This is a genomic window from Olivibacter sp. XZL3, assembly GCF_004368405.1.
GTDB lineage: Bacteria > Bacteroidota > Bacteroidia > Sphingobacteriales > Sphingobacteriaceae > Olivibacter.
This window is the reverse complement of record NZ_SBJH01000046.1, coordinates 121,441-141,076: the sequence shown is the minus strand read 5'-3', so window position 1 is coordinate 141,076 and position 19,636 is coordinate 121,441. Positions and strand designations below refer to the sequence as shown.

At 43.7% G+C, this 19,636-nt stretch carries 18 protein-coding genes; 7 read left to right on the top strand and 11 right to left on the bottom strand.

Annotated features, from left to right (window positions below; genetic code table 11):
* Positions 1-129: 129 nt before the first annotated feature.
* Positions 130-1,224 (bottom strand): DUF2891 domain-containing protein, encoded by a 1,095-nt coding sequence (locus EPX21_RS11130; RefSeq protein WP_134089765.1) that lies wholly within the window; start codon positions 1,222-1,224, stop codon positions 130-132.
* A gap of 195 nt (positions 1,225-1,419) precedes the next feature.
* Between EPX21_RS11130 and EPX21_RS11125 the strand changes: the two genes are divergently transcribed.
* Positions 1,420-3,549, top strand: a complete 2,130-nt coding sequence (locus tag EPX21_RS11125; protein WP_240768661.1) for a S9 family peptidase — start codon at positions 1,420-1,422, stop codon at positions 3,547-3,549.
* Positions 3,550-3,562: 13 nt separating this feature from the next.
* On the opposite strand, the gene EPX21_RS11120 is transcribed toward EPX21_RS11125, so the two are convergent.
* From EPX21_RS11120 to EPX21_RS11105, 4 genes are all read right to left on the bottom strand, one after another.
* On the bottom strand, positions 3,563-4,579 hold the full coding sequence (locus EPX21_RS11120; protein ID WP_134089763.1) for an asparaginase: 1,017 nt from the start codon (positions 4,577-4,579) through the stop codon (positions 3,563-3,565).
* 166 nt (positions 4,580-4,745) lie between these two features.
* Entirely contained in the window at positions 4,746-5,510 is a 765-nt protein-coding gene (locus EPX21_RS11115) for a TatD family hydrolase (protein WP_134089772.1), read from the bottom strand.
* Between the two features lie 88 nt (positions 5,511-5,598).
* On the bottom strand, positions 5,599-6,564 hold the full coding sequence (locus EPX21_RS11110; RefSeq protein WP_134089762.1) for an FKBP-type peptidyl-prolyl cis-trans isomerase: 966 nt from the start codon (positions 6,562-6,564) through the stop codon (positions 5,599-5,601).
* Between the two features lie 50 nt (positions 6,565-6,614).
* The gene (locus EPX21_RS11105; RefSeq protein ID WP_134089761.1) at positions 6,615-7,628 is read right to left on the bottom strand and encodes a bifunctional oligoribonuclease/PAP phosphatase NrnA; all 1,014 of its coding nucleotides are present in this window, start codon (positions 7,626-7,628) and stop codon (positions 6,615-6,617) included.
* 149 nt (positions 7,629-7,777) lie between these two features.
* On the opposite strand from EPX21_RS11105, the gene EPX21_RS11100 reads away from it, so the two are divergent.
* Positions 7,778-8,197 carry a nucleoside-diphosphate kinase gene (locus EPX21_RS11100; RefSeq protein ID WP_134089760.1) on the top strand — a complete coding sequence of 140 codons (420 nt, stop codon included), beginning with the start codon at positions 7,778-7,780 and terminating at the stop codon, positions 8,195-8,197.
* Between the two features lie 89 nt (positions 8,198-8,286).
* Here EPX21_RS11100 and EPX21_RS11095 read toward each other — a convergent pair whose 3' ends face one another.
* Positions 8,287-9,003: a pyridoxine 5'-phosphate synthase gene (locus EPX21_RS11095; RefSeq protein WP_134089759.1), complete on the bottom strand. Its 717-nt coding sequence runs from the start codon at positions 9,001-9,003 to the stop codon at positions 8,287-8,289.
* 230 nt (positions 9,004-9,233) lie between these two features.
* Between EPX21_RS11095 and EPX21_RS11090 the strand changes: the two genes are divergently transcribed.
* Positions 9,234-9,560, top strand: coding sequence for a DUF6686 family protein (locus EPX21_RS11090; RefSeq protein WP_370450974.1), 327 nt, complete (start codon positions 9,234-9,236; stop codon positions 9,558-9,560).
* An 83-nt stretch (positions 9,561-9,643) separates the two neighbouring features.
* On the opposite strand, the gene ahcY is transcribed toward EPX21_RS11090, so the two are convergent.
* A complete protein-coding gene (ahcY, locus tag EPX21_RS11085; RefSeq protein ID WP_134089757.1) occupies positions 9,644-10,960 on the bottom strand; it encodes an adenosylhomocysteinase in 1,317 nt (438 codons plus the stop codon).
* Positions 10,961-11,237: 277 nt separating this feature from the next.
* Here ahcY and EPX21_RS11080 point away from each other — a divergent pair, with 277 nt between their 5' ends.
* The 3 genes from EPX21_RS11080 (at position 11,238) to EPX21_RS11070 (ending at position 13,915) form a co-directional block, all read left to right on the top strand.
* Positions 11,238-11,660 carry a BlaI/MecI/CopY family transcriptional regulator gene (locus EPX21_RS11080; RefSeq protein WP_370450973.1) on the top strand — a complete coding sequence of 141 codons (423 nt, stop codon included), beginning with the start codon at positions 11,238-11,240 and terminating at the stop codon, positions 11,658-11,660.
* A gap of 5 nt (positions 11,661-11,665) precedes the next feature.
* Positions 11,666-13,417, top strand: coding sequence for a M56 family metallopeptidase (locus EPX21_RS11075; protein ID WP_134089756.1), 1,752 nt, complete (start codon positions 11,666-11,668; stop codon positions 13,415-13,417).
* Between the two features lie 87 nt (positions 13,418-13,504).
* Entirely contained in the window at positions 13,505-13,915 is a 411-nt protein-coding gene (locus EPX21_RS11070) for a BrxA/BrxB family bacilliredoxin (protein ID WP_134089755.1), read from the top strand.
* 77 nt (positions 13,916-13,992) lie between these two features.
* Here EPX21_RS11070 and cdaA read toward each other — a convergent pair whose 3' ends face one another.
* From cdaA to EPX21_RS11055, 3 genes are all read right to left on the bottom strand, one after another.
* On the bottom strand, positions 13,993-14,784 hold the full coding sequence (gene cdaA, locus EPX21_RS11065) for a diadenylate cyclase CdaA (RefSeq protein ID WP_134089754.1): 792 nt from the start codon (positions 14,782-14,784) through the stop codon (positions 13,993-13,995).
* Between the two features lie 68 nt (positions 14,785-14,852).
* Positions 14,853-16,178: a TolC family protein gene (locus EPX21_RS11060; protein ID WP_134089753.1), complete on the bottom strand. Its 1,326-nt coding sequence runs from the start codon at positions 16,176-16,178 to the stop codon at positions 14,853-14,855.
* Positions 16,179-16,427: 249 nt separating this feature from the next.
* On the bottom strand, positions 16,428-17,675 hold the full coding sequence (locus EPX21_RS11055) for a dicarboxylate/amino acid:cation symporter (protein WP_134089752.1): 1,248 nt from the start codon (positions 17,673-17,675) through the stop codon (positions 16,428-16,430).
* 114 nt (positions 17,676-17,789) lie between these two features.
* Here EPX21_RS11055 and EPX21_RS11050 point away from each other — a divergent pair, with 114 nt between their 5' ends.
* On the top strand, positions 17,790-18,884 hold the full coding sequence (locus EPX21_RS11050; RefSeq protein WP_134089751.1) for a lipase family protein: 1,095 nt from the start codon (positions 17,790-17,792) through the stop codon (positions 18,882-18,884).
* Between the two features lie 2 nt (positions 18,885-18,886).
* Here EPX21_RS11050 and EPX21_RS11045 read toward each other — a convergent pair whose 3' ends face one another.
* Positions 18,887-19,552 carry an ABC transporter ATP-binding protein gene (locus tag EPX21_RS11045; RefSeq protein ID WP_134089750.1) on the bottom strand — a complete coding sequence of 222 codons (666 nt, stop codon included), beginning with the start codon at positions 19,550-19,552 and terminating at the stop codon, positions 18,887-18,889.
* Positions 19,553-19,636: the final 84 nt, after the last annotated feature.

Genomic DNA, 19,636 nt, shown 5'->3' with positions numbered 1-19,636 from the left:
AAACTCCTCTGGAGTTTCCCACATTCCAACATCTTAATCAACAACAATAAAAGTGTCTACTTTTTTTAGGACATGACAAGGCGTAAGGTCGGATTGTCTTACGCCTTAAACCCTAAACCTTTTACCTCCTTACTGCATGGTCAACGCATATACTGCGAAAGAAGCCAGCCAGTGTTCTCCCATATAATCGCCACTGGCAACATGTGGTAAGGCGGCAGCGAGGTGCTCATTCGCTAAGCTAATCAGTGCCTTTTTGTTTTTCGGACTGTGGTGGGCAATACCGTATAAACACCAAGCGCGACTTAAATTGAGTCCGTCTAGATGAACGAGTTTACCGTCCGATCGGTCGGTAACGGTACCGGGGGCCAGACTTAACTGGCCGGAAAACAGGCTTGGTAGAAACTTTTCAACCCAAGAAGCATAGTCTGCCGGAGGAAGTATCCGCCACATTAAATCGGCTTCTTCCAAACAAGGGCTCAAAAAGTCTGAACCGCCTGGCTCCCATGTAATTGGGCATCCGACGTCATTTTTATAGAAACGAAGCGCGGTTTCTCTAATGATGTGCAGCAAGGAATCGTTTTTTGTTTCTACTCCATAGTCGTACGCCAAAGTCAATCCGAAGGCGAGGTTACTATGCTCACCTACCCGAACGGCATAGTTCATTTTGGGCAGATAATTTATGTACAAGTGAACTAATTGTTCCGCTAAGGGTTTGAGATTCTCACCTAATTCTTTTCCTAAAGGGTCATTCCACGATAAAAGTTCTTTTTGCAATTGTAAGAGCCAAGCCCACCCGTAGGTTCGCTCAAAGCCCCGATGCGCATCTTGCTTAAAGATTTCCACTTCCGTCAAAATGTTTGCCGCACTTAAATTGCTGCGCAGCTTCGTCCGGATTTCTGCAGCTTCCGGAAGGTGAGGAAAGAGCTTTAGCAACCGCACAAGCATCCAATGGCCATGTACGCTACTATGCCAGTCGAAACAACCGTAAAAGGCAGGATGGTAATTTTTGGGTTTGGTTATTAAGGTGGTATCGGAAAAAGTAACGCTCGTTTTATAAGGGAATTCTTGCTGCATACACTTAAGTGGCAACTTTGCCAAATGGGAGGCTCCGGGAGCCGTTAGCACATATTTACCTTGCGCTTCACCATACAGTTTTTCTTGCGCTGATAGGGCGTTTGACAATAATAAACCAAGACCGATAGATAGAAAAGATTTAAGTTTCATTTACTAATGAGATTTTTTAAGCACTCAATATCGCATATATATTGTAAAAAACAAATAAACACGCTTCTTTTGAAGTTGTCTAAATGCCTTTGAAAATAAATATAAAATGAAAAAAAGGAAAACTAATTCTTATCTTGGTAGATCGATTCCTAAACCGACGAAAAATAGAGCAAAATGCAAAAGAGCCACATTTCTATGATAGTAATGACCATATTGACCGCTTGTTCGGGTGATGAAAAAAACAAATCTCCCTATCAGTGGGGAGCCGCCGACGCTCCTATTGCCGAAAAGAAAGCACATGAAAGAACTATTCATGGCGACACCGTAGTAGATAACTACTATTGGATGATTGATTACTTTAAAAAAGGACCCGACAGCACAAAAGTAATCGATTACCTAAACGCCGAAAATGCTTACCTTGATACGGTAATGGCCGGCACAAAAGATTTTCAAGATAAGTTATTCGAGGAGATGAAGGCGCGTATAAAAGAGAAGGACGAATCGGTACCTTATTTTAAAAATGGATATTATTACTACACAAGAACGGAGGAAGGTAAACAGTATTATAAGTATTGCAGAAAAAAAGGGTCATTAACGGCTGAAGAAGAGATTTTGCTGGATGTCGATAAGATGGCGGAAGGGCATCCTTATTTCAGTGCAACAGGGTTTAGCGTTAGTCCGGATAACAAACTGCTGGCTTTCGGAATCGATACGGTCTCGCGACGGGAATATATCATCCATATTAAAAATCTGGAAACAGGCGCCGTATATGAAGAAGAGATAAAGGGGACTACCGGCGGTGTGGCATGGGCCAACGACAACAAAACATTCTTTTATACTTCCAAGAATCCGGTAACACTGCTCACCGAAAAAATAAAGAGACATGAATTAGGGACGGATGTAGCCGGAGATAAGGTTGTTTATGAAGAACTTGATAAAAGTAATTACATAGGCGTAGGTAGGGCCAAATCAGGTAAGTTTATCTATATCTACTCTGGCGCAACAACAAGTTCAGAAACAAGATTTATCGATGCGGATAGACCGATGGACGCTTTTAAGGTTTTCCAAGCACGGATGAAAGATGTCTTGTATGATGTGACGGCATTGGAAGATCGTTTCCTGATCGTGACCAATAAAGACGCGTTGAATTTTAAGCTCATGGAATGCCCACTGGATAGAACGGACATTGCGAATTGGAAAGAAGTGATTCCGCACCGCCAAGATGTGTTGCTGGAAGGCGTGGATGAATTCAAGGACTTTCTTGTGGTTTCCGAGCGAAAAAACGGCTTAACGCAGTTAAATATCAGAAATCTGAAGAGTGGCGACGCCCATTACCTCGATTTTGGGGAGGCCGCCTATACCGCATACACCCAAGCGAATATGGAATATAATACCGACGTTGTTCGGTACGGCTATACCTCGCTTACTACCCCGCCTTCTACGTTCGACTACCATATGGACGACAAGAAAAAGACTTTATTGAAACAGCAAGAAGTACTGGGAGGCTATGAACCGAAAGACTATGTAACGGAACGACTTTATGCGACGGCGGAAGACGGGGTTCAGATTCCCATCTCATTGGTTTATAAAAAGGGATTTGAAAAGAACGGTAAGGCGCCCTTACTACTTTACGGATATGGCTCCTATGGTGCATCGATGGATCCGACGTTCAGTAACACCCGCTTAAGTTTGTTAAATAGAGGTTTTGTTTTTGCCATCGCTCATATACGAGGTGGACAGGAGATGGGAAGGCAATGGTATGAGGACGGGAAAATGATGAAAAAGAAAAATACCTTTACCGACTTTATTACCTGCGGTAAATACCTTATAGAAAAGCAATATACCAGCAAAGAGCATTTATATGCGCAGGGAGGAAGTGCCGGTGGCTTGTTAATGGGCGCTGTCATGAATATGGCGCCGGACTTGTGGAAGGGTATTATTGCACAGGTTCCCTTTGTCGATGTGGTAAATACCATGCTGGATGAAACGATTCCTCTTACAACCAATGAGTTTGATGAATGGGGTAATCCAAAGAACAAGGACGCCTACTTCTATATGAAGAGCTATTCACCATATGAAAACATAGAAGCAAAAGCCTATCCCAACGTATTAGTTACAACGGGGCTGCATGATAGTCAGGTACAGTATTTCGAGCCGGCGAAATGGGTAGCGAAGTTGCGGGCGACCAAGACAGATAAAAACATCCTGTTACTAAAAACGGATATGGACTTCGGGCATGGTGGTGCTTCAGGAAGATTCGACTATCTAAAAGACATTGCGCTCAACTATGCTTTTCTCTTCGCCCTGGAAGGTATTGTAGAGTAAAGGAAGAGGCGGACTAATCCGTTAGTTCGCCTCTGATGTTTACTTCTACCCAACGGGCTACTTCGCTTTGGCTTTCAAACTCGCCTTGGAGATACATCAGTTTGGTGACCGCGGCTTCGAAGGTCATATCAAAGCCGCTCAATACGCCCATTTCCTGGAGCCACTGACTGGTTTCATATCGGCCCAGTTCCACAGAGCCTACCTTACATTGTGAAATGTTCAGAATGTTCTTTCCGCCGCGAATGGCACTTCTAAGCATATCCAGAAACCAGGCGGCCGTAGTGGTGTTACCGGAACCAAAGGTCTCCATTATTACAGAGCGCGCATCTGATTCAAGCACGGCTTTAACGACCTCTTTGCTGATACCTGGGTACAATTTAAGAACAGAAATAGAGTTGTCGATTTTTGTGTGTAGAATGAAGTCTTTCCCCGCATTATTCATTAGTGCCGGCCGGTTATATTTTAAATGCACACCCGCCTCGGCCAGCACGGGGTAATTCGGCGAGCGGAAGGCCTCAAACTTAGCGGAGTTATACTTGAAAGCGCGATTTCCTCTAAAAAGTTTACTGTCGAAAAAGATGCATACTTCCTGTATAAGCGATCGACCATGCTTTTTTGCAGAGGCAAGCTCCAAAGCGGTAATTAAATTTTCCCTGGCATCCGTTCTAATTTCTCCGATGGGCAGTTGGGAACCGGAAAAGATGACCGGCTTTTGCAAACCCTCTAGCATAAAGCTTAAGGCAGAAGCCGAGAAAGCCATAGTATCGGAGCCATGTAAGATGACAAAGCCATCGTATAAATGATAGTTGTCTTTTATAAGTTCAGCCATTTGTACCCAAATGGCTGGCTGCATATTGGAAGAATCGATGATCGGATCAAAAGAATGGATGGACAAGTTATAGTTCAGGCGGCTTAATTCCGGTACATTTTTGTGTATCAATTCGAAATTAAACGGAACGAAGCTGCCCGATGTCTCATCGGTAACCATTCCTATTGTTCCCCCTGTGTATAGTATCAGTATATTGTTCATTTAAATTAGCGTTGCATCTTTAATAGCGCTTTTTTTCGCTCAGGTTTAAAGGCTTTGTAAACTTAGATAAATCTGATTTCATATGCAATATCATTGGTTGGGAGAACGGGTCAGGATGATCGGCCTCCTGTGGCGATAAAGCGTGTGTTTGCTAAGGGAGGTGCAATCAAATCCCGAATACCCTTGTTGCATTTTGCGTTGTAATCTGTGCCACTTCTTCCAATGGCAGCTGCTTTAGGTCGGCCACTTTCTGTGCCACATACAACAAATAGCTACTTTCGTTCGGCTTTCCTCTGAAAGGGGTTGGAGCAAGATAGGGCGCATCCGTTTCCAGCACAATATGTTTTAAATCCAACTGCTCAACTACTTTATCCAATCCTGCGTTCTTGAAAGTAACGACGCCACCGATGCCGAGGTAAAAGCCCAAGTCTATCGCGCGTTTTGCCTGTTCTACGGTGCCTGTAAAGCAATGAAAAATACCGAAAAGCTTATCGTCCTTCAATTCTTCCAATAAAGCAAACTGTTCATCAAAAGCCTCCCGGCAATGAATAACAATTGGCAAATTTCTTTCCTTGGCCCAAGCCACTTGTATACGAAAGGCTTCTTGTTGCAATGGGAGAGTCGTCTTGTCCCAATAGAGGTCGAGCCCGATTTCGCCGATGGCTACTACCGATCTTTTCCTTAGCGCTTTTTCAATAATCGTTAATTCTTCCTTGAAATTCTCTTTGACACTACAGGGATGTAGGCCTAACATAGGATAACAGATTTCCGGGTAGCTATCTGTCGTGTGGAACACCTTATCGATTGATTCACTGTCTACGTTCGGAAGGAATAGTCGGGTGATATTGTTTTCCTTACAACGTATTATTTGTTCGTCTAATGCGCTACTTTCATGATAATAGATATGCGTATGGGTATCGGTAAGTTGCATATGAACAAACATATAAAAAAAACTTAAAAATTGTCCGCCTAAGCCCGAACAAAAACAAAAAGCCCATCGCATTGCGATGGGCTCCGTATTACTTGTTTGCTGTTGTCGGTGCGTCTGGCGTTGCTGCCGGCTTTCCTTTTTGCGGAACGATGTCCACCATTTCTACGGTAAAAGCGAGTGGCGTGTAAGGTTGAATCCCCATACTTCCATGCTCACCATAAGCTAATTTAGAAGGTAAAACCAAGGTCGCTTTTGCTCCTTTAGACAAGAGCGCTAGCCCTTCATCCCAACCTGGAACAACGGCACCTACGCCGATTGGAATGCGGATAGGCTCATAGGGCTCGCGCATTTGGTTGTATACATTTCCTTTTTGAGCATCTTCTTTCACACTTGAATCGAAGATTTTTCCGCCTAAGAACCTGCCGGTATAATGTACAACAACGGTGTCTCCTACGTTCGGTTTATTGCCGGTACCTTCTTTTTCAATGGAATATTTAAGACCCGAGCTGGTTGTCTTTACTTCCAGTCCTTCTTTTTTAATATAATTTTCGATCTTTCCTTCTTCCGCATTCTTCGCCTTCTCGCGGTCCTGCGTAATATACTTTTCTACCTCTTGGTTAAAAATGCTGTCGGTAAGTGTACCTTTAGGGATCACTTTGTTGATCTTAAAGGTATGTACAATATATTGGCCTTTAAAGGGAGGACGAGGTTGACCTGTTTTAGCCACCATGCTGTCAATATTCAATTTGAAAACGGCACTATCGCCTTCTCCCAACATAGACAATGCGGTAAAAATGTCTCCAGGGTACATTGATTTCTGTGCGGCTAAGTAAAAAGGTTGCTCCATTTCATAACTGCTATTCAGAACCGAATCGTTTTCGGTGGAAATTACTGCTCCTAAGGAAACAAAATCGCCTTCTTTGATTTTGGGTTTTCCCTCTTCTTTTACAATCTTATATTGCATGCCTCCTGCACCGTCTTTAAAACTCTGGCATGACGTAGCTCCCAATCCTGTTAAAGCTGCCAAACCTAAAATAAGGGATGTTCTTTTCATTATTTGTGTATTTACTGTTTTTAATTTTCCTATAAATTTATCAATATTTATTAATTACCAAGGAGTTGCTCTTTGTAAAGGGGAAGAACGGCTCTGAATTTATCCACCACTTGTTCTAAAGGAAGGTCATCATGGCCGCCCGCGGCATTACGATGGCCTCCACCATTGAAATAGTTGGCGCAAATTTCATTTGCCGGAAATGTCCCAACAGAACGTAAAGACAACTTGATCTGGTAGGTACGATCAATGATAAGAGCCGCGAGTCGTATGCCGCTGATGGAGAGGGCATAGTTGACCAGGCCTTCCGTATCTCCGGTAATGATATTAAAACGTGCTAAGTCTTCTTTTGTTATTGCGAAGTATGCGGTTTTGTACTCGGGAAGAACCACTAGGCGGTTGAGCAGACAAAAGCCTAAAAACTTCAATCTGTTTTCGGAGGAACTGTTATACACCAGCTCATGAATTTCCGAATTTTTTGCGCCTAAAGAAATAAGGTCGGCAATTACCAAGTGTATTTCCGCGGTGGTAGACTGAAAGCGAAAAGAACCGGTATCCGTCATAACACCTGTGTATAAGCAGGTTGCGATCTCCGGCGTTATGGATGCGCGATCGTCTAAAAGATTCACAATAAAGTCGTACACCAGGTACGCGGTGGCTGCCGACTCCGGATTCCAATGTCTGAACTGATCAAAACCCTCTGGTTCCAAATGGTGATCAATCATAATCTTAGTCGCCTCACTGTTCCTTAACACGGCCTGCATATCTTGCGTACGGGCTAAGCCGTTAAAGTCTAAACAGAAGATCAAATCAGCTTGTTGAATAAAACCATCCGCTAAGTCTTTGTTTTCTGTGTAGATAATTGCTTCTTCCTGGTGCGGCATCCACATCAAAAAAGAGGGGTAGTCGGAAGGAACAATCAGTTTTACATCATGTCCACGCGCCTTCAGCCATAACAACATCGCTAATGACGAACCCAAGGCATCGCCGTCAGGCTTATAATGTGTTGTTATAACTATTCTTGTTGGTTCGGCTAATATTTGTTTCAGCGTGGTAATCGTTAACATGCAGTGATTTAAAGAATGCAAAGCTATTAATTTTTTTCTTAGATATTAAAAAGAAAAAATTCAGAGGTACATATATATGTACAATATTTGAAATAAGAAAATAAAGTGGGCATAAAAGCTTATTTTTGCAGAAAAATACATTCAAATAGATGGCTACTAACAGAACATTTACGATGATTAAACCCGATGCGGTTGGCAATGGCTATATCGGGGCGATTTTGAACGATATCATTCAGGCCGGTTTTAAGATTGTTGCTATGAAATATACGCAGCTGACCAGCGAAACTGCCGGTGCTTTTTATGCGGTACATAAAGAACGTCCTTTCTACAAGGATTTGGTCGGCTTTATGAGCTCTGGTCCGATTGTAGCGGCTATCTTGGAAAAAGAGAATGCAGTGGAAGATTTCCGCGCGTTAATTGGTGCAACAGATCCTTCCAAAGCAGAAGAAGGAACGATTCGGAATAAATATGCGAAATCGATTGAGGCAAATGCAGTTCACGGATCTGATTCGGACGAAAATGCGGCCATCGAAGGAAGCTTTTTCTTTTCTGCCCTGGAACAACACTAGAGACAGGTAGGTCTAAGGTTTGGGGGTTTAAGGCGTAGGGTTTAATGTTTAAGGCCTAAGGTATAGCCTATACCCTAAGCCTTATGCCTTCATATCAATTGCGCCCGATAGCGTTTAATCGTTTCTTCGAGCCCAAGATAAAGTGCATCCGCAATGAGAGCATGGCCAATACTCACTTCCAGCAGGTTTGGAATTTTCTTGTGAAAATAATGCAGGTTGTTTAGATCGAGATCGTGACCGGCATTTAAACCGAGACCAAGTTCATTGGCTAATTGGGCGGCTTCTTTATAAGGCTGAATGGCCGATGCCGGATCGTTAAGGTATTTTGTTGCGTAAGCCTCTGTGTAAAGTTCAATCCGATCGGTGCCAGTTTGAGCCGCAGCTTCTACCATTTTCGGATCCGGGTCTACAAAAATGGAAACACGGATACCGGCTTCTTGAAAAAGAGCCGACATCTCCCTTAAGTAGGATTGATTTTTGATCGTATCCCAACCGTGATTAGAGGTTATTTGTCCCTGCTCATCAGGCACTAGTGTAACCTGGGTTGGTTTATTGGCCAGTACTAAATCGACAAATTTTTTCTCTTTACAGTTCCCTTCGATATTAAATTCCGTGCTGATTGCCGCCTTTAGATCAAACACATCTTGATAGCGTATATGTCTTTCGTCCGGGCGTGGGTGTACGGTAATCCCCTGTGCGCCGAATTTTTCAGCGTCGAGTGCCACTTGTAGTACATTCGGAGTATTGCCGCCACGGCTATTTCGCAAGGTGGCCACTTTATTTATGTTTACTGATAATTTCGTCATAGCGTCCGTCGTTTTCAACAAACATAGATAATGTTGAATTTAAAAGCAATTTATGCAGATCGGTTTAGCCGACCTTTGTAATATAAATGTCAGAAGCCGCATACTATTTAGAATCATTAAAAATAACGTTATATTTGCCAATAGGTAAGGAAACCTCAATGATTCATTTCAAAAGTCCTGTTTAGCCATGCGACATCGCATGGCTAAAGCAGGCACAAGGATTCGGCGATATGTGTAACACCAGAATATTATGTCAAACGACAAAAACGACGGTCAGCCAGTGTACAGCATGTGGTATGTTCTTTATCTGGCATCATAACATTTTGTTGAATTTCAAGTACAAGGAGTTCTACCTGTTTTTAACGCATATTAAGAAATATCATTTTCAACAGCGGGCGATCTGTTTCCCCGACGGCGAACTTCGATTGATGCTGCATACTGCGGCAGATGAAGTAAGTTTGGCATTCACAGAAGATGAATGGGAAGACATGAAGGAGGTCCTAACTGAAGCTGCATATTTGGCAAAAATCTATGACATATTAAGAGGAAAGGAATAAATAGACGCTTCAATAAAAAGAAGGGGCTGTCTCCTACATTTGCTTGCAACAAACATAGGAGACAGCCCCTTAAATAAGCGCTATTAATATCTATAGTGATCGGGCTTAAACGGACCCGCTACCGATACGCCTATATAAGCCGCTTGTTCTTCTGTAAGTTCATCCAGCTCCACCCCGATTTTCGCTAAATGTAAGCGAGCCACCTTTTCATCAAGATGCTTTGGAAGGGTGTAAACCTTGTTTTCGTACTGGGCAGTGTTCGTCCACAGCTCAATCTGCGCAAGCGTTTGGTTGGTAAAGGAGTTACTCATTACAAAAGAAGGATGCCCTGTTGCACAGCCTAAATTAACCAGACGCCCTTCTGCTAATAAGATGATATCTTTCCCGTCAATCGTGTACTTATCCACCTGCGGTTTAATTTCAATCTTTGTATGGCCGTAATTTTGGTTTAACCAAGCAACGTCGATTTCATTATCGAAATGGCCAATATTACATACGATGGCTTTATCCTTCATCAACGGAAAATGTTCACCGCGTACAATGTCCTTGTTACCCGTTGTGGTGACGATAATGTCAGCCTCTTTTACGGCGTTAGCAAATTTCTTGACTTCATATCCCTCCATTGCCGCCTGTAGCGCGCAGATCGGATCAATTTCCGTAACGATTACCCGTACGCCGGCGCTGCTTAAAGACTCCGCAGAACCTTTGCCGACATCACCATATCCAGCTACTACAGCAACTTTACCTGCCAACATGAGGTCCGTTGCGCGGCGGATAGCATCTACCAGCGATTCGCGACAGCCGTATTTATTGTCGAATTTCGACTTGGTAACTGAGTCGTTTACATTGATGGCAGGTAAATGCAAGGTGCCTTTTTTCATGCGCTCGTACAAACGATGAACGCCGGTAGTCGTTTCTTCCGACAGTCCGCGGATACCCTTGATCAGTTCGGGATATTTATCAAAGACCATATTGGTGAGATCACCGCCGTCGTCCAAAATCATGTTGAGCGGCTTTCTGTCTTCGCCAAAAAACAAAGTTTGTTCGATACACCAATCAAACTCCTCGGCGGTTAAACCCTTCCACGCGTACACCGAGATACCGGCAGCAGCGATGGCGGCAGCGGCATGATCTTGTGTTGAAAATATATTGCAAGATGACCAGCTCACTTCCGCACCTAAAGCAACCAGTGTTTCAATCAAAACGGCTGTTTGTATCGTCATATGTAAACAACCCGCTATGCGGGCACCCGCTAAGGGTTTAGATGCTCCATATTCTTGGCGAAGCGCCATTAAACCCGGCATTTCCGCTTCTGCTAATTCTATTTCTTTACGACCCCATTCGGCCAGGCTGATGTCCTTCACCTTATAAGGAACATACGTTGTCTCTACTGATGACATAGTTTATTAATATAATTTGTTAACGATCTTAACCCCTCGTTCGAAGGGTATGCATTTTATGCATGTTAATAGAAAACAAAGGTACTAACAATTTAGCAGGATTTCTGTTAGGGGCACGTAATATTATAGGTAGGGAAGTGCCTGATAAAAAGGAATTAAGAAGAGCGTTATAGAAAGGGCAGCGATTCACTTGTTAAAAAATGAAAATAAATTTTGCTTATACGAAACTCTTCGTATATTTGATTACGAAATCTTTCGTAGATAGATGAGGCAGTGCTTGGATAAGAAGATAGGACAGTATAAGAAGCCATTAGGGATGAAAGAAATGAAGCCAACAGAAAGTGAATTAGAGATTCTTAAAGTATTATGGGACCACGGGAATTCTACGGTCAGACAGGTGCACGAGATGTTGTCGGCGAACACGGAAAAAGAGATCGGTTACACAACTGTTCTCAAGCTGATGCAAATTATGCACGCAAAGGGCCTATTAAGCCGGGATGAGACCAATAAAACACACATCTATAAAGCTGAATTAAGTCGAACGGCAGCGGAGCAGCAAATGGTAAGCAAGTTTATCAAAGACATGTTTGATGGTTCGGCAGCTCGTTTGGTTATGCAGGCTTTAGGTAACCACCGTGCGAGCGATTCCGAAATAAAGAAAATAAAGCAATTATTGAATGATTTAGAAAACAAAAAATAACGGAGATGAATTTAGCACCCTTTATTTATGCACTTGGTTGGAGCCTGCTTCACTCGTTGTGGCAAGGCGCCTTACTCGCGGGAACGGCTTATGTGCTGGTTTCTGTTTTTTATTTATCAGCAAAAGAGAAAGTTGACCTTCTCTTCTCTTTCTTATGTTTATTGCTGGTTGGGTTTATTGGAACCTATGTAAGTTACTTGCCCGACTTTACCGAAACCCCGGCCGCTGACAATTTCCCAATGAAAGAAGGGGTCGACCTGTTAGCTCTTGTAAATGTAGAAAAGGGTTTCAGACCGGAGCCGTATTTCCCGTATTTAGCGGTGGTTTATATCCTGGGCGTTGGCTTTCATTTTGTGCGCTTGATGGGAGGATATAAGAACATCGCACGCTTAAAAAGCGCTGTTCGACTGGCGGTGCCCGATTCATGGGACACGATTTTTAGTCGCCTAAAAGACGAAATGGGCATAGGAAAGGCCATCGGCTTTTACCTTTCTGAAAAAGTGGAAATTCCCACCGTAATCGGTTATTTCAAGCCGGTTATACTCTTTCCCGTAGCCGCACTTTCGGCGTTGGACATCAAGCAGGTGGAAACCATTCTTGTTCACGAGCTGACGCACATTCGGCGGAACGATTACCTATTGAATATACTAAAATGCCTGATGGAAGCCATCTTGTTCTTTAATCCATTTGTACGCGTTTTATGCAGAATGCTGGAAAAAGAAAGGGAACATACCTGTGACGATGAAGTCTTGAATCGGGGAGGTGACGCGATGGTATACGCTTACGCACTTCTGTCGCTCGAAAGCATTCGCACCAAGAGCTCGTCTGCCTTAGTGCTCGGGGCATTTAACGATAAAGAACATCTCCTTGAACGAATTAAAAGAATTACCCTGATGAAAAAAGCGACATTACACGTAAAACATAAAGTTGCGGCCTTCGCTTTGTTGATGGCCGGCTTAGTCGGCTTGGCCTGGATTAGTCCAAGCAGTGATTCCATCCCTAAGCCACCAAAGGCGCCGGAACCGCAGGTCTCTACCCTGCCAGAACCGCCCGTACCGGTTGCGCCGGATACTTCGGTTTCTGTACCGGTACCTCCCGTTCCTTTGGCACCTTCCGATCCAGCGAAAAAGGACGATACGGTTAAAAAAGAAGTGCAAAAGCAAGCCTTTTTTTCGTCCAAGGAATGGCAGGACTATCAACGCGCGCTCCGTTCACATGCTGATTCGGCCCGTCAGCATGCTGCAGCGATCGGCAAGTTCTTCAACTCAAGCGAATGGAAGGGAAATCAAGAAGATCTGAAAAAAAATAATGCGGAGATCGTAAAACAGAGCCAGGCTATGAAGGAGTTTTTTGATTCGCCAGCATGGAAAGAGAGCGTAGAGGAGCTGGCAGCAAAGGCCTCTGAGTTAGGCCGTTTGGCAGCAAAGGATCATGCCTATTTTGATTCACCGGCATGGAAAGCGAAGGAAAAAGAAATGCAGGAAAGCAGCAAAAAGATGGAGCAGCTGTCTGAACAACTGAAGTTAAAATTGAACAGCCCGGAGATGTTGGCTAAACAAAAAGCTTTGGAAGCCAAAGCAGCGGCATTAGCACAACAAATGGCCGTTCTTAGTTTTAAGACGATAGAAAGTCCGGAATTCAAAGCCAAACAGGAGGCCTTGGAAAAGAAGGCAGAAGAACTAAAAAGACGCGGCGAACGCCTTGATGTGATCATCAAACAGCTAGGCCGTCCAGTCTCGTCCGACCGCTCACAATAATGACAATGTATTGAAACAGCTGTATTGTCTATGCCATTGCCATCCGCTATCTTTGTATTCTGTTAAAAACGTAAAATTAAAAACGATATGTATCCAGAATATTTAGTTGAGCCTATGCGCAAAGAGTTAACAGCAGTAGGTTTCGAAGAGCTGAAGACGCCTGAAGAGGTTGATACAGCAATTAACAGCGAAGGCACGGTCTTCGTGGTTGTAAACTCCGTTTGCGGTTGTGCGGCAGCAAACGCCCGTCCGGCAGCGAAAGCAGCTATTCAGAACGAAAAGAAACCAGCCAAGATTGTGACTGTTTTTGCCGGTATGGAGAAAGACGCGGTTGATAAGGCCCGCAATTACATGTTACCTTACCCTCCTTCGTCTCCTTCCATGGCGTTGTTTAAAGACGGTAAATTGGTACACATGATTGAAAGACATCACATTGAAGGCAGGCCTGCGCAAATGATAGCAGATAACCTGGTTGCTGCTTTCAATGAATATTGCTAATCGAAGACTATATCTTATTTGCTAGGGCCCTCAACTGGTTTGGGGGCCCTTTTTTTACGCCCGTGGGACCGCCTATGTTATACGTCTTCATTTAAGAGTCGCTCCAGCTCTTCGTGGGAAATGTTCATATTCACATTACCGTGCTTAGCGTAAGAAATTTCTCCCGTCTCTTCCGAGACGATAACAGCAACGGCATCGCTCATTTCTGTTACCCCGATTCCGGCGCGATGTCGAAGTCCAAACTGTAAGGGTAAGTCCTCGCTATCCGACAAAGGGAGGATACAGCTAGCCGTTTTGATCCTAAAGTCTACAATAACGAGAGCTCCATCGTGTAGTGGGCTGTTTTTTTGAAAAATGCTCTCCAATAAGCGCTTTGAAATTTCGGCGTCTATAAATTCGCCACTGTTTTGATAATACTCTTCATCGAAGAATTTAGAAAAGACAATTAAGGCGCCTGTATGCGATTTGGACATGCTTCTACAGGCATCAATGATGGGCTTCAGTCGGGCAGTATTGTCTTTCTCAATTTCTTTTCTTCCCAGGAAAAGCGACCAAAGTTTTCGGTTTCGCCGAAGGCTGATATTTTTTCCGATATGAATTAAAAACCGCCTGATCTCCTGTTGGAAAACGACTATTAACGCGATAGAGCCGACGCTGATAAAGCCGCCGAATATTTCGGTCAACAAGCGCATTTGCGACTGCTTAACCACTAAATAGGCCAAGTAAATAATGAATAACCCAATAAGAATATTGACGGCAATGGTGCCCCTGATCAGGTTGTAGATGTAGTAAATGATGATAGCTACCAGAAAGATATCAATTACATCCAGCAGTCGGATATTGAAGAAGCTAAAATCAAAATTGCCCATAACATCCGCAAGTTATAAATTTTTTTGCTTAGCCAGATAGCCTGAACGGATTTTAGCTCAATGATGGTTTAACGTCGACCATTGTAATAATTAGCGATGCGTTGCCGTAACTGCCATTCATATTGGGCGACTACCAAACTGATATTTGCTTGGTCGTATTTGTTTTTTTGAAGAAGGAATTCGACGGAGTTGATGTCCCCCGCTTCAAAGCGGACTTCCGCCACGCGGAATGACTCTTTATACGCCTCTACCTGTTCGCGAAGCTCCAAGTATTTTTCTTTGGCCGTTTGCAAATTGATCAGCACTTGCGCCGTTTGCTGTTGCAGGTTGTTTTCGGTCGTCTCCAGATCGATCTCGGCATTTCTCAGTTCCAGTTTTGCTCTTGAGACGTTAATCCGCCTTCTAAAGCCATCCAAAATAGGGATACTCAAGGTTACGCCCACTCCTTTTCCTAAGTTATCTTGAATCTGATCCATATAGGTTCCTCTGCTTTGATCGGCATTTGAATATCTACTCGACAAGTTGCCTCCGAGGAATAGCGTTGGAAAGTATAAGGAACGGGTTGCTTTCAGCTGGTATGCTGCGCTTTCTTTCCAAAATTGGGCCGCTTTTAAGGTACCAAGGGAAGAAGCGGCTTTTTCATATAAGTGCTGCTGGCTCATAGAAGCGCTGGTAACATCGGGGAGCTGGTTGATCGGCTCGAAGGTCAACACCTTGCTATACGGAATGTTCAGCAGGCGGGTGAGGGTGATTACGTTCGTCCTTAGGGTGTTTTCGGCCGTTAACACGGTGATCTGATCACCCGAAAATTGTCCTTTAACATCGTAGTACTCGCCCGGAGGCACCGCTCCGTCTTTATTAAGAATGGCTAAGCGTTCGAGTTGCTTCTGCGTGACATCCCGTTGCTGTTTATACTGATTCAACGCATCTTTAGCAGTAATAACCTGTAGATAGGCCAGTATCACGTCCATTGTCAGCTCGTCTTTTATCCGCTGTTCGTCCATCTGCGTCGCTCTATAAGCAAAGGCTTGTTGCCGAATGGTTCTCAGCAAGTTTAATCCGTTGAACAGCACAACGTTGGTGCTTAGATACTGATTTCCAGAAGTTATATTTTGCGAGACAATGGTGTTCGTGTTGGGGTCGGTCGAGAAACCCGTACTGATATTATGGTCTAATTGTCCACTAAGGGTAGGAAGTAAAGAAGCTTTGGCCTGTCGGAGGTCTAACAACGCGGCTTCGCTGCTATTGGCGCTCTTCTGTGCTTCTGCATTGCTCTTTAGTGCCAAGGCAATGCATTCTTCCAGATTATAATGTGTTTTAACGGAGTCTTGGCCATAGATAAATAGGGGAAGTATAAAAAGAAAAAACGATATAGTGGTTTTGAACGTGTTCATGTATTCTTTTGTTATGCCAAAGGAATACACAGGATAAGCCAAAATCTTATCTGTTTTATTTACAAGCGGTTATTAAAAGAGGGACGTTGATGTACGTTCGGAAACGGGCATTAGGTGTCCGTTTTCGGACAGTGTGTTAAGGGCTTTAGGCGCTAATCCATAGGCCGTAGCCCGTCGGTTATCCATATAAACGCTCAGCGGCACAATCCATTGCCTATATTCCGTTGCGAACGGTGAGTATGGCGGAGCTTACCGCCTAATGGCTATCGCTTGTTCCATATCTATTTCCTTTTCCCATTTGGCGATCACGACGGTAGCGGCGGTATTGCCGATAATATTGGTTAACGCCCTCGCTTCGCTCATAAAGCGGTCGATACCAAAAATCAAGGCAACGGATTCTACGGGGACGTGGCCAACCATGGGAAGTGTTGCCGCCAAAATGATGAATCCGCTACCGGTTACCCCCGCTGCGCCTTTCGAGGTGAGCAAAAGTACCAATAAGAGCGTCAGTTGCTGATGGAAGTCCATATGCATATTAAGCGCCTGTGCAATAAAGATCGCTGCCATGGTTAAATAGATCGAGGTGCCGTCTAAGTTAAAAGAGTAGCCCGTTGGTACGACCAAACCAACCACCGGCTTGGAGCAACCAGCGCGCTCTAGTTTTTGCATAATGCCCGGGAGGGCCGATTCGGAAGAAGAGGTTCCCAAAACAATCAATAATTCTTCTTTAATATATTTTAATACCTTCCATATACTAAAACCGTTAAAATACAGCACGGCTCCGATAACCAGGAAAATAAAGATAAGGCAGGTGATATAGAAGCAGAGCATCAACATCGCCAGCTGGGTGAGTGAGCTTAATCCGTATCTACCGATCGTGAAACCCATTGCTCCCAGCGCTCCGATAGGTGCTGCCCGCATAATGATTTTGATAACGGCGAATATTCCATTCAGAAAGGATTGCAAGACATTCATTACCGGCTCAGCGGCTTTGCCAATTTTGGATAGACCGAATCCGAGCAAGATGGCGAAGAATAATACCTGTAATAAATCACCTTGAGCAAGGGCTCCGATGACGTTATCCGGTATAATATGAAGCAAAAAGTCCTTAAGGCTATCTTGGTTTTTACTTTGGTTGATATAACTCTCTACAGAGGTGGTGTCGAGCGATGCAGGGTCAATATTCATCCCTGTACCGGGCTCGAGTACATTCACGATAAACATACCCAACAAAAGTGCAATCGAAGTCATTATCTCAAAATAGATAATTGACGTCAAACCTACTTTGCCTACTTTTTTTACATTTTGCATGCCCGCAATACCCAATACCACGGTACAGAAGATGAGCGGAGCGATAATCATCTTCACCAATTTGATAAAGCCGTCACCTAAAGGCTTGAGCGATTCGCCGATTTTCGGGTAAAAGTGACCGATCAGAATACCTATAATAATGGCGATGATTACCTGAAAATATAAACTCCTAAGCAATTTCTTCATGTTGGTTGATGGCTATTAGTGTTTTTAGGAATAGCTAATTTTTTTTGGCAATATAAACAAAAAGGGAGTAAAACTTTATAGCTTTATAGACGTTTCATCCATCCGAACAGCGTTATGTATAGGTATATTGTTGGTATTTTCCTTTTTTTGCACATAAACACCGAAGTTGTCTCTGCACAGAGCTTAAAACCGGGTTTTGATAAACAAGAATATGAAACTTTATTAAGAATTTCCGCGCAGGTTGATACGCTTAAGCCGGGGCCCAATTACCTGGAACCCCCTATAGATTACGAGCGTGTTTATCGGTCGAACGTAGTAGGGCTGAGAAACCGCTGGGACTTGTGGCTCAGTCGTGATAAACAAAGGATGGTCGTCTCCCTGCGCGGAACCATCGGCGAAGCCGTAAGCTGGTTAGAAAATTTTTATTGTGCATCCCTTCCGGCAAAGGGTGTGTTAAATCTGAGCGATAGCAGCACATTTACTTATACCTTCTCAAAAGATCCCAAAGCGACGGTTCATGCAGGATGGACGATAGGAATAGCCCATTTGGCGCCAGACATCGTGCGTCAAATTAAAGAACATTACAAAGCCGGGACGAAACAATTGCTGGTGATGGGACATAGTCAGGGCGGCGCTTTGGCCTTTTTGTTGACCTCTTATTTAAAGTATCAGATAGAAGAGGAGGCATTGCCTGCAGATTTGCTTATAAAGACCTATTGCAGTGCGGCGCCAAAACCCGGGAATTTATTTTACGCCTATGATTATGACTATCTTACACGTGGCGGCTGGGGACTTACAGTGGTTAATGCCGCAGATTGGGTGCCTGAAACGCCCTTTTCATTGCAAACCATGAAAGACTTTAATCACTTGAACCCTTTTGGGAATATTGAGCCGCTATTGAAAAAGCAGAAGCCATTCTATGTTCGGTGGTACCTGAAACATGCCTTTGGCAAATTAGACAAATCAACGAAAAAGTCGAGGAAAAACTTTGAAAAGTATCTCGGTACAACGCTCTTTAAAGAGGTGCATAAAACCCTGCCTGAGCTGAAGGAGCCTATTTACGCCTCAAGTATGAATTATATGCGGGCTGGAGTTCCTATTGTTCTCCAGCCTGACTCTGCGTATTATAAGGTATATCCCGATACCGGAAAAAACGTATTTATACATCACGCCTTGAAGGCCTATGCAAACCTTTTGGAGCGGTATTGAGCTTATTTTACAATTTGTCCGTCCAACAGCTCGATAATCCGGTTACCATATTCGGCATTTTTCTCCGAATGGGTAACCTGTATAATTGTGACGCCATCCTCTTCGTTCAGTTGTTTAAATAGAGCCATAATTTCCTCTCCCTGTTTCGAGTTTAAATTACCCGTGGGTTCATCTGCCAGCAATAATTTGGGTGTAGTGGCCAAGGCGCGCGCGATGCCGACGAGTTGTTGCTGACCGCCGGAAAGCTGGGAAGGGAAAAGGTCTTTTTTGCCCACAATTCCGAAACGGTCTATTAAATCCGCTACAATAGCTTTTCGCTCGCTACCCTTTAGATTTTTGTAAATCAACGGGGTTTCAATATTTTCGTAAACAGTGAGCTCATCAATCAAATGGTAGGCTTGGAATACAAAACCGATATGCTCTTTATAGAGCGCAGCACGTTGCTTTTCCTTTAGGCGCAAAACTTCTTCACCAAGGAATTGATAGCTGCCTTCGTTCGGCTCGTCGAGTAATCCTAAAACATGCAATAATGTCGATTTCCCTGACCCGGAAGGGCCCATAATGGATACAAATTCTCCTTCATTGATCGTGAGGTTAACATCTTTTAACACAAATGAACGGTTGCCGCCCACGTTATACCATTTGAAAATATTGCTCAGTTGAATCATCGTTTTTTTTGAAAATTAAAGATTAAAAGTTAAAATTAAAAAGGTAAAAAACTTCTTTATACCGAAACCGCATCCCACTCCTTT